Raw genomic sequence first — 10,007 nt, forward strand, 5'->3', positions numbered from 1 at the left:
CTAGGATCCGAAGCGGATGCCGTGCGTGCGGATCATCGGCGCGAATGATCCGGTCACCACCGTGCCCTGCTGGGCGGCCGGGGCGTTGCCGGCGCCTCTATCGACAGTGGACCGCCGCAGCACCTCGGCGCTCGGGCCGAAGGCCTCGATCACCCCACCGCGCAGAACCATCACGCGGTCGCAGGCCGTTGCGATGGACGGGCGATGTGTGATCACGAGGATCGTGACGCCCGCCGCTCGCGCGGCGACCAGCACCACTTCGAGCGCCGCCTCGCCGCTGCCGTCGAGATGGGAACTGGGCTCGTCGAGCACGAGAATGCGCGGGTTGCCGTAGAAGGCGCGCGCCAGCCCGATCCTCTGGCGCTCGCCACCCGAGAGCGTCCTGTCGGAAGGGCCGATCATTGTCTGGTAGCCGTCGCGCTGCGCCAGGATCAACTCATGCGCCTGGGCGCGCCTGGCGGCCTCGACGATCGCGGCGTCCTCGGCCTGCGCGTCGAAGCGGGCGACATTGTCGCCGATCGTGCCGGGAAAGAGCTCCACCTCCTGCGCCAGGTAGCCGATCTGTCGCCCGAGCTGTTTTTCCTCCCAGGTCCTGAGGTCGGCGCCGTCGATCCTCACTGCGCCCCCGGTCGGCTGCGCGGCACCGACAAGCAGCCGCGCCAGCGTCGATTTGCCGGCGCCGCTCGGCCCCACGATCGCCACCGCTTCGCCGGCGCCGATCTGGAAATTCAGCCGCTTGAGGATAGGTTCGGTGCCGGGCTGTGCGTTCGGTGCCATGAAGAAAACGTCCTGCACCGAAATCGCGCCTAACGGATCGGGGAGCGCCAGTTTCCGCTTCTCGGCCGGGTGCGCAGCAAGCGCCGTCTCCAGCCGCTTCCAGGCCCGCTTTGCCTCGACGATTTGCCGCCAGGCGCCGATCAGCTGGTCGAGCGGCTGCAGCGCGCGCGACGACACCAGCGAGGAGGCGAAGATCATACCCGCCGTCATCTGCCCCTCGAGCACCAGCCACGCGCCGGCGCCGAGGATCGCCAGCTGCAGCATCATGCGCAGCGCCCGCGAGGCGCCGCTGAAGATCGCATTGGCGCTCGAGGAACGGTCGTAAAGCGTGAGCGCTGCCCCGACATGCCGCCCCCAGACCCGAGCGGCGTTCTCGACCATGCCCATGGCGCGCAGCGTTTCGGCATTGCGGGCAAAGACCTGTTCCGCATGGCTCGCCAACGCCGAGCGTTCCGCGGACATGGCATCGTTCCGGCCAATGGCGAGCTGGTTCGCGACGACAAGGACGAGCAGAAGCACCGCGCCGGCGACTGTCACCCAGAACAGCACCGGATGGATCAGATAGAGCAAAGCGAGGAAGACGGGCGCAAAGGGCAGGTCGAACAGCACCGCCACGCCGCGCGACCGGACGAAGGCGCAGACCGAGGCGAGATCACGCAGCGGCGACAGGCCGCCGGCATATTTGGGCGCCAGCGAGAGGGCGAATGTCCTTGCCCCGAGCTTCCTGTCGACGGCGGCCGCGACGCGCTGCGTGTAGACGGCGCGGATCGCGTCCAGCAGTCCGAGGAAAGCGAGCGCAAGAACCGCAATCGCCGACAGATAGACCAGCGTCTCGACGCTGGAGGAGGGCAGCACGCGGTCATAGACCTGAAGCAGATAAAGCGGGATCACCAGAAGCAGGATGTTGATCAGCAGCGAGAAGAGCCCGACATCGCCGACGGCGCGCAGGAACACCGCCCGCAGGCTCGACGGTGCAGTCATATCGGCCGCCGCTGCATGATCCCGGGACATCGAACCGATCGCCTGAAAATCTTAAGCGTGGCCCCCAAACTCGGAACCGTGATGCAGCGTGCTGCTGCCGAAGCTGTGCGTGGCAGTGCTGTGCGTTGCGGTGGTGGTGCTGCTGGTGGCGATCAGGGGGTTAGCCTCCACAGCGTCCAGCGTATAGGCGCGGATGTAGTCGATCTTCATCTCAGCCGGTGTGGCAAGATGATCCGGCGGCGCGCCGGCCTGGCCGCCGATCGCAAGATTGACCAGCATGTACATGGGCTTATCCATGTCCGAGGGCGTCGCCGCTTCCGCGACCTGCACGCCGTCATAGGTCCAGACAAGCTTGTCCGGCGTCCACAGCAGGCCATAGGTGTGGAAACCGGCAGTATCCATCGCATTCACCGTAGACCCGACCATGGTGTGCGTACCCGTCTCCATCGTATGCGCGGTCATCAGAAGCGAGTTCGGGGTCTGGCCGTATCTTTCGATGACGTCCAGCTCAGGCGGCCACGAGCCGTCTTCCGGCAGCAGCCAGAAGGCCGGCCAGGCGCCGGCGTTTTCCGGCAGGTCGGCGCGCATTTCGAAATAGCCGTATGTCTGCGAGAAGCTGTCATGCGTGGTCAGGATGCCGGACGTGTATTCGTAATTGTTGATCAGCGGCTTGATGTCCGCCGGCGCTTGCGCCGCGGTGATGGTGAGCACGCCGTTGTTCACGCTGAACGGGTGGACCGAGCTCGTCGGCGCGTAATTGGCGTCGATATACCATTGCAGCTCGTTGTTGGTGGCGAGCGTGCTGCCGTTCGGCGCGCCCCACCAGAAGTTGGTATCCCACGTGCCGCCTTGGCTGTTGTGGAGGTTCAGCGCGTTGAAGTCGTCGCTGAAAGACAGCGTCATGTCGGACTTGTCGATCGGCAGCTGGAATTGGCTGGGCTGCAGCTTGTCGATGGTCGTGTCCTTGAACATGAGGATCTCGCCGGATCCGAGGTTCAAGATGACGTTCGGTCCCGCCTGGATCATGTTCGAGTGGATGGCGTCGAAGGAAGTGAACCCATAGCCATCGAGACGGACGCTGTCAGTCGCGGCAAAATTGGCGATCAGGTCGCTTCCGTTGCCTTTCGCGATGATGAAAGTGTCGTAACCGCCGCCGCCATCGATCAGCACATCATTGCCCTTGCCGCCGTCCAGCGTCTGGTGGCCGGCCTTGGCGGTGATGATGTTGTCCAGGTCGTTTCCAAAAGCGTAGTTCTTGGCGTTGGTGACGATCAGGTTCTCGACATTGTCGGGAAGCGTGTAGCTCATCCATGTGCTGATGGTGTCGATGCCTGCCCCATAGCCCTCGGCCACCTTGTTGCCCGCGGCATAGAGATAATAGATGTCATCGCCGTAGCTCCCGTGCATGGTGACATTGACGCCGGAAGCTCCATAGAAGGTGTCGTTTCCGGAGGTGCCCCACAAGTCCGGTCCGGACCCCGCCGCCGAGTACCAATGGTTGGACGAGCCGCTATAGGGGAGAGGAACGCCTACGGCATTGACGAAGCTGCTCATCGGACAACCCTCCTCGCAATACACGGCTTGCTTGAATCGGCATGCGAACTCAACCGATCGCTAGCGGGTCAACTTGTAATTCCGGGTATCGTTCCAAGGAATTGTGTAATAGTACAGAGAAAATTTGCCGTTCGGCGATCAATTATTCGCAAGAAAAGAGAGTGAGAACGCCCTAATACAATTTGCACGCGAGGGCTCACTCAGTTTTACACAATATTACTAATTTCTTTTATCAAAAATTAAGCATCGCGGCGCGAGGAGTTCGCGTAGGCGGCACGACTCACCTGAGCGGCGGGGCCCGATCCGGCGGATGCTCGCCTGATGCATTCCGCGCTCAAAGGGCGGCGTCGTCGGCTCACGCCTTGCCCATCGCGATCGACTTGAGGAACGCGGCCGCCAGTCCCTTGGCAACGGCCTGGTCGAAGCCCGCTTCGCGCATCGTCTCGATCGCGGCCGCTGTCGTGCCGCGATAGCCGAGAAAGGCCTCGACCGTATCGGCCGGTGAAGCGTCGTTGAGCTCCAGCAGCCGGCCGGTTCCGGTGAGCACGGTGTTGACCGCGCGGCGCGCGACCTCCGGCTTGAGGCCGAAGGCCACGGCGTCGCGCATCATCGCTTCGGCGAGCAGGGCAGGGAAGGCGGGCCCCGAGCCCGTCAGCCCGGTGAGATAGTCGATGTCGCGCTCGCTGCCGACCTCATCCTCAACGCCGCAGGCTCCGAAGATCGCGCGCACGGTCGCGCGGTCCAATTCGGTGGCGTCGCCGCTCGCGATCCACGGCGTGTACGATTTGCCGACCTCGGCAGCCGCGTTGGGCAGCGTGCGCACCACGCGGCCGGTGCCGTGCTTCTCGCCGATCTCGGCCATCCGGATGCCGGCCATAACCGAAATCACCAGCTTGCCCTTGGCATCCAGCTCGAGCGACGGCCAGTCCTGCGGCCGCACGGAAAGCATGATGACGTCCGAGCGGTCGGCGAGCGCCTGGTTGTCGTCGCTCCAGAAGACGCCTGGAAAGCGATCCGGCTTGGTGCTCCGATAGGAGAGGGCGAGGTTCTCCGCCCGCACCACGCCGGCCGAAAGCGCGGCACCCGCGATCGCGCCGCCCAGCCAGCCGGCGCCGCCGACAATGCCCAGCCTGAGTGAAGCGCTCATCCTTGTCTCCCTTGCAGTCTTAAGGGTGCGGGAGGCGGCGGCCGCTGTCCAGCGGTCAAGCCGCAGCCGCGTCAGTCCGCTATCGACCGGGCTGGAAAAACCAGCCTGCCGCAAGACCGAACGCCGACAACGCCATCGCAACGGTCGAGAGCCAACCGAGCAGGCGCGCAGCGTTCCGGAGCAAGGGCCGGGAGAGCAGTGGATACGAAACCTTTGCGCCGGCTCCCTCCTGCCATCGGAGGGCGTTCGCCGGCCACGCCTTGCCGGCGAAACGACCCGCCTGCCGAAAACGAGCCTCAGTACCCCCGCATCAATCCACCATCGACGCGGATGTTCTCGCCGGTGATATAGGCCGCGCCGTCGGAAGCGAGGAAGGAGATCGTTGCCGCCACTTCCTCGGATGTGCCGTAGCGCTTCATCGGCACGCTTTGGCGGCGTTCCTCTACGCTGGGCAGGCTGTCGATCCAGCCCGGCAGCACGTTGTTGATGCGGATGTTATCGGCCGCATAGGTGTCGGCAAAGATCTTGGTGAAGGCGGCGAGCCCGGCGCGCGCCACCGCCGAGGTCGGGAAGGCGACGCTCGGCTCGAACGCCCAGGCGGTCGAGATGTTGATGATGACGCCCGCCTTCTGCTTCTGCATCACCGGCGTCACCAGCCGGGTCGGTCGCACGACGTTGAGGAAATAGGTGTCGATGCCCTTGTGCCAGTCTTCGTCGCTGATCTCGATGATCTGCGCGCGCGGCCCGTGGCCGGCGCTGTTGACCAGCACGTCGATGCGGCCCCAGCGTTCCAGCGCGCCGTCGGTCAGCCGCTTCAGATCCTCGTTCGACTGGTTGGAGCCGGTGACGCCGAAACCGCCGAGTTCGTTGCCCAGCGCTTCGCCCTTACCGGAGGAGGAGAGCACGCCGACCTTGAAGCCGTCGGCGGCCAGCCGCTTCGCCGCCGCCGCGCCCATGCCGCTGCCCCCCGCCGTCACCAGAGCTACTTTTTCTCCTGCCATGTCGCTGTCCATCCTTGTTGAAAGCGCCTCTGTTAGCACGCGGCGGTGCAGGGCACGAACCGGTTTGGATTGCGCCACGATGCCGATTGGCGAAAGCGGACGCGGAGTCCGAACGCCATGCTCACACCTTGAAACCGCTCATCAGCGCCTTCGACACCACCGCACAGCGTCCGGGCTTCACGTCGCCCGCCTTCAGTGGCACGCCCTTTCCAGCCGGCACCGCCGGCCGGTACCAGCTCCGCAGCGCCTGGTCGCTGGCGCAATAGCCCCAATTGACGAGATCGATCGTCTCCTCGCTTCCCAGGAAATGAAGCGACGTGCCGATATCGGCAGGCGCGATTGCCGCGCTTTGCACGAAGCTCGGCTCGGCGGCGTCAGGCTTGCTGGCGATCGACCAGTAGACGCCGCGGGTGGCGGCATAGTCGGGCCGGGTCGCGTCATTGGGCAGGCCCTGGTCGTCGGCATCCTTCGCCGCCTGGAAGCGGGCGATGAGGTCGCGCCGCCGGAGCGAGCGCACCTGGTTGTCGGTGGTGTCGAGCACGCGCTTCAACTGCGAGAACCAGTTCCAGTAGCCGGAGCCGGACGCTCGCCAGGGCGCGCCGGCGTCGCTGACCAACAGCCAGCGGCAGCGCTTCAGCGCCGGCTCGATGCCGTGATTGTCATAGACGCCGCCATCGGTGAGCACGGCGCGGCCGGCCGGGACCGGCGGGCCGACGCTCGCGTCGAGCTTGTCGTTCTCCCACGCGAACTGAGTGAGGTCGAGCCTGAGCGGCGACAGAAACGGCGGGAAGGCAGACGACGCCGCGACCGCGGTCGCGACCGGCAGGTCCGCATGCTTGGCCATGCCGATCCGGTAATCGGCAATGTAGCGGTTGGACATGCGAAACAGCGAGCCGGTGCTGAGATTGCTCGAGCAGAACACGAACCACGGACGCCGGGTCAGGCTCTTCAGCGTCGGCACCTTGCCGTCGAACAGATGGCGCTCGTAGCAGGTGGCGACTTCGCGCGCCGCGCTCGAAAACGGGTTGAACACGCCCTTGAGGATCGACGGCGCGTCAAGGAAGACCTGCGAGAAAGCGAGGATTTTTTCGACGTAAAGCTCGCGGAAATTCGTGGCAACGCCGTCGGCAAAGCTGAGGCGCGGCCAGAGAACCGCAAGCAGCCCGGCGGCGATCGAGCCGCCCGAGACCGAACTGACCATGTCGATTTTCTGAAGCAGGCCGGCCTCGTTCAGCCGGCAGAGCACGCCGGCATGGAACAGCATGGCGCGATAGCCGCCGCCCGACAGGCAGAGGCCGAGCTCGTAATGCTCGACCTTGTCGTCAGCCGGTGACGATCCGGCTGGAATCGGCTCCATCGCGCCCCCCTTCTGCCTGTCCGTTCGGCATTCGAGCTCGGCTTTGCTCAATCCAGCCCAGCGCAGCCATTCTGGCAAGCGGGGGAAACGCGTAACGTCGCGGATTGGAAATCGGGCCGCGTGCCGGCCGCTCCGTCGCGGCCGGCTGCATAGACCCTGCGATCGATCTTTACTGACTGATCTCGGGCTCGACGAGCCTTGCCAGGTTCTTGAGCGACTCCTGCCAGCCGAGATAGCAGGCCTCGGCGGGGATGGCGTCCGGAATGCCGGCCTGGGTGATCTCCATCTCCGTGCCGACCGAGACTTTCTTCAACGTCACCGTCACCTGCATCTCGCCGGGCAGGTTAGGATCGTCGAACTTGTCGGTGTAGCGCACGAGCTCACCCGGAACGAGCTCGACATAGTCGCCGCCGAAAGCATGGCTTTCGCCCGTGGTGAAGTTGCGGAACGACATTTTGAAGTTGCCGCCGGCCTTTGCATCCAAGTGATGCACCGTGCAGGTGAAGCCGTTCGGCGGCAGCCATTTCGCCAGCGCGTCCGCCTCGATGAAAGCGCGATAGACTTTTTCAGGTTTGGTGGAAAGCACGCGGTGCAGGCGGACAGTGCTGGGCATTTCGTTTCTCCTGTTGATTGCCGGTCTATGCTCCTATGACGAACGGTGATTGGCCAGTCCGACATCGATGGTGAAGTTTTTTGATCGCTGCTGCCGATCTCTCGATGGGGAGATTATCCGAACCGGTTGCCTTGCACGCCGCGCACGCCGGGCCTGAGCGCGAACAGGCCGCCTTCGAAGGGGTTGGCGTCGAGATGCTCGGCGCTCATGGTGAAGCGCGCCGAGGTGACGAACAGCGTGTCGAGGCCGGGGCCGCCGAAGGCGCAGCTCGTCGGCCAGCTGCAGGGCAATTCGGCGATCCGGTCCAGCTTGCCGTCGGGCGCGATGCGGGCGAGGCAGCTTCCGCCAACCACCCGGCAGTTCCAGATATAGCCCTCTGCGTCAAGGCAGGAGCCGTCCGGCAGGCCGCGCTCGAAGCCGGTGAAGAAGGGGAGCGCCCGGCCGAGCCGTCCCGCCTTCTTGTCCCAGTCATAGCTGTAGAGCGCGTTCTTCGTCGTGTCGGCGGTGACGAAGCGTCCGTCGGGCAGCCACACCATCGTGTTGGTGATGCCGAACCGGTCTTCGCTGAGCGGCGTCACATTGCCCTCCCGGCCGACCCGGTAGAGCCGACCTTCATCGCTGGCGATGGGCACCGGCGCGTCGTCCGGACCGATGTTGTTGGCCATCGTTCCAACCCAGAACGAACCGTCCGGCGCCACCACGCCCTCGTTGAGCCGCGTTCCCGGCCTGTCGTCCTCGATCATCGCGAGCGTCCGGAACGGCCCATCGAAGTCCCATAGCGCGATCTCCTTGCGCAACCCGACGATCGCGCCGCCGTCGTTGCGCAGGCCGACCGAGGTCACGAGATCGGGCGTCTGCCAGCTTTCATGCGCGCCGCTCAGCGGATCCAGCCGATGGATCCTGCGGCCGATGATGTCGACCCAAACCAGCCTTTCGCGGCGCTCGTCCCACACCAGGCTTTCGCCGACCACGTCGCGCGCATCGAAGATCAGGCCGGCTTGCTTCTCGTGCATGGGGCGCCTCGGGGCAGGGTGTCAGAAAATCAGCTTGACATATATCTTTAAGCCGAAATATGAGCAATTCAACATCAACCTGTCATACAGGTGTTGAGGAAACGGATGCAAGAGCAGACGGACCCACCGGATGAACCGAGTCCTGGCCTGGTCAGCACGGCGATTCAGGCGATAACCCAGCACATCCGCTCGGAAGGCCTGGCGCCCGGCGATCCGCTGCCCAGCGAGGCCGCCATGACGCGCCAGCTCAACGTTTCCCGAACGGTCGTGCGAGAGGCCTTCCGCTCGCTGTCGGCGATGCGGCTGATCGACATGAGCGCCGGGCGCCGCGCCACCGTCGCCAAGCTCGACACCGGCGCGATGTCGATGGTGATCGAGCACGGCATCACCACCCAGCAGATCAGCGTGCAGCAGGTCTATGACGTCAGGCGCACCATCGAGATGCGCACCGTGGCGCTGGCAGCACTGCGCCGCACCAACGCGGAAGCCGCGGCGATCGCCCAGTCGGCTCGGCTGATGCGCGAGAGTTGCAAGAACCCCGAGACCGTCATGGAGCATGACATCGCCTTCCACGAAGCGATCGCGGCGGCCTCGCACAATCCGGTCTTTTCGCTGATCGTCACCGCCTTCAGCGGCGTGACGCGGCGCACCTGGGTCATTGGCTGGCGAACCCGTTCCTCCGACGAGGACCAGCTCAAGATGATCAAGGGCCATGAGGACATCGCCGACGCCATCCTCAAGGGCGATCCGCGGCTTGCGGCCGAGCATATGGCCGAGCATTTCGACAAGAGCGTCAAGGCGCTGATCGACGCGGGGATAGCCTGATGAAGATCCGCGCCATCGAGACCGTGCGCATCGAGGAACGGCCCAACCTGCTCTGGGTCGAGGTTCATACCGACGAGGGCATCACCGGACTCGGCGAGACGTTCTATCTATCGCGCACCGTCGAGGAATATCTGCACGAATATGTGGCGCCCAGGGTGATCGGCCGCGATCCGCTGGAGATCGATCTTTTGGCCGCCGATCTCGTCGGCTATCTCGGCTTCCGCTCCAGCGGCGCCGAGGTGCGCGGCAACTCGGCCTTCGACATCGCGCTGTGGGACGTTTTCGGCAAGGCCACTGGCCAGCCGGTCGCGCAGCTGCTCGGCGGTTTCAGCCGTCGCTCGATCCGCACTTACAACACCTGCGCCGGCACCGAGTACATCAAGGACGCCAAGGGCCAGACGACGGCCAATTACGGCATCGGCGCCGGGCGCGATTACGACGATCTCAACGCCTTCCTCACCCGCGCCGGCGAGCTGGCCGAGGAATTGCTCTCCGACGGCATCACCGCAATGAAGATCTGGCCGTTCGACCACGCGGCGGAGAAGACGCGCGGCAACGACATCTCGGCGGCCGACTTGAAGGCGGCGCTCGAGCCTTTCGAAAAGATTCGCAAAGCCGTCGGCGACAAGATCGACATCATGGTCGAGTTCCATTCGATGTGGCAGCTCCTGCCGGCGATGAGAATTGCCGAGGCTGTCCATGCGGATCGGGTCTTCGTGCCAATAGGTGGCGTAGGGCC

At 64.8% G+C, this 10,007-nt stretch carries 9 protein-coding genes; 2 read left to right on the forward strand and 7 right to left on the reverse strand.

The window, feature by feature from the left end:
- The 7 genes from EOA79_RS07820 to EOA79_RS07850 all read right to left on the reverse strand — a co-directional run bounded on the left by EOA79_RS07820 (nucleotide 1) and on the right by EOA79_RS07850 (nucleotide 8,443).
- On the reverse strand, nucleotides 1-1,788 hold the full coding sequence (locus EOA79_RS07820; RefSeq protein WP_245322366.1) for a type I secretion system permease/ATPase: 1,788 nt from the start codon (nucleotides 1,786-1,788) through the stop codon (nucleotides 1-3).
- A gap of 21 nt (nucleotides 1,789-1,809) precedes the next feature.
- On the reverse strand, nucleotides 1,810-3,312 hold the full coding sequence (locus EOA79_RS07825) for a family 16 glycosylhydrolase (RefSeq protein ID WP_095824587.1): 1,503 nt from the start codon (nucleotides 3,310-3,312) through the stop codon (nucleotides 1,810-1,812).
- A gap of 355 nt (nucleotides 3,313-3,667) precedes the next feature.
- Nucleotides 3,668-4,459, reverse strand: a complete 792-nt coding sequence (locus tag EOA79_RS07830; RefSeq protein ID WP_095824586.1) for a pyrroline-5-carboxylate reductase dimerization domain-containing protein — start codon at nucleotides 4,457-4,459, stop codon at nucleotides 3,668-3,670.
- A gap of 296 nt (nucleotides 4,460-4,755) precedes the next feature.
- Nucleotides 4,756-5,460, reverse strand: a complete 705-nt coding sequence (locus tag EOA79_RS07835) for an SDR family oxidoreductase (protein ID WP_095801571.1) — start codon at nucleotides 5,458-5,460, stop codon at nucleotides 4,756-4,758.
- Nucleotides 5,461-5,581: 121 nt separating this feature from the next.
- The gene (locus EOA79_RS07840) at nucleotides 5,582-6,817 is read right to left on the reverse strand and encodes a patatin-like phospholipase family protein (protein WP_067321727.1); all 1,236 of its coding nucleotides are present in this window, start codon (nucleotides 6,815-6,817) and stop codon (nucleotides 5,582-5,584) included.
- Nucleotides 6,818-6,986: 169 nt separating this feature from the next.
- Nucleotides 6,987-7,430, reverse strand: a complete 444-nt coding sequence (locus EOA79_RS07845; protein WP_067321724.1) for an SRPBCC family protein — start codon at nucleotides 7,428-7,430, stop codon at nucleotides 6,987-6,989.
- Nucleotides 7,431-7,543: 113 nt separating this feature from the next.
- The gene (locus tag EOA79_RS07850) at nucleotides 7,544-8,443 is read right to left on the reverse strand and encodes an SMP-30/gluconolactonase/LRE family protein (RefSeq protein WP_095824584.1); all 900 of its coding nucleotides are present in this window, start codon (nucleotides 8,441-8,443) and stop codon (nucleotides 7,544-7,546) included.
- A gap of 105 nt (nucleotides 8,444-8,548) precedes the next feature.
- Here EOA79_RS07850 and EOA79_RS07855 point away from each other — a divergent pair, with 105 nt between their 5' ends.
- Nucleotides 8,549-9,268 (forward strand): FadR/GntR family transcriptional regulator, encoded by a 720-nt coding sequence (locus EOA79_RS07855; RefSeq protein ID WP_066993159.1) that lies wholly within the window; start codon nucleotides 8,549-8,551, stop codon nucleotides 9,266-9,268.
- A partial coding sequence (locus EOA79_RS07860; protein ID WP_348631861.1) for an enolase C-terminal domain-like protein occupies nucleotides 9,268-10,007 on the forward strand: 740 nt, incomplete at its 3' end. The genes EOA79_RS07855 and EOA79_RS07860, both read left to right, overlap by 1 nt.

Origin of the sequence: Mesorhizobium sp. M1A.F.Ca.IN.020.03.2.1 (assembly GCF_004023205.1) — a bacterium.
Taxonomy (GTDB): Bacteria; Pseudomonadota; Alphaproteobacteria; order Rhizobiales; family Rhizobiaceae; genus Mesorhizobium.

Coding starts and splice junctions, on each gene's coding strand:
- EOA79_RS07820 (WP_245322366.1), bottom strand. CDS start 1,788: ATGTCCCGGGATCATGCAGCGGCGGCCGATATGACTGCACCGTCGAGC.
- EOA79_RS07825 (WP_095824587.1), bottom strand. CDS start 3,312: ATGAGCAGCTTCGTCAATGCCGTAGGCGTTCCTCTCCCCTATAGCGGC.
- EOA79_RS07830 (WP_095824586.1), bottom strand. CDS start 4,459: ATGAGCGCTTCACTCAGGCTGGGCATTGTCGGCGGCGCCGGCTGGCTG.
- EOA79_RS07835 (WP_095801571.1), bottom strand. CDS start 5,460: ATGGCAGGAGAAAAAGTAGCTCTGGTGACGGCGGGGGGCAGCGGCATG.
- EOA79_RS07840 (WP_067321727.1), bottom strand. CDS start 6,817: ATGGAGCCGATTCCAGCCGGATCGTCACCGGCTGACGACAAGGTCGAG.
- EOA79_RS07845 (WP_067321724.1), bottom strand. CDS start 7,430: ATGCCCAGCACTGTCCGCCTGCACCGCGTGCTTTCCACCAAACCTGAA.
- EOA79_RS07850 (WP_095824584.1), bottom strand. CDS start 8,443: ATGCACGAGAAGCAAGCCGGCCTGATCTTCGATGCGCGCGACGTGGTC.
- EOA79_RS07855 (WP_066993159.1), top strand. CDS start 8,549: ATGCAAGAGCAGACGGACCCACCGGATGAACCGAGTCCTGGCCTGGTC.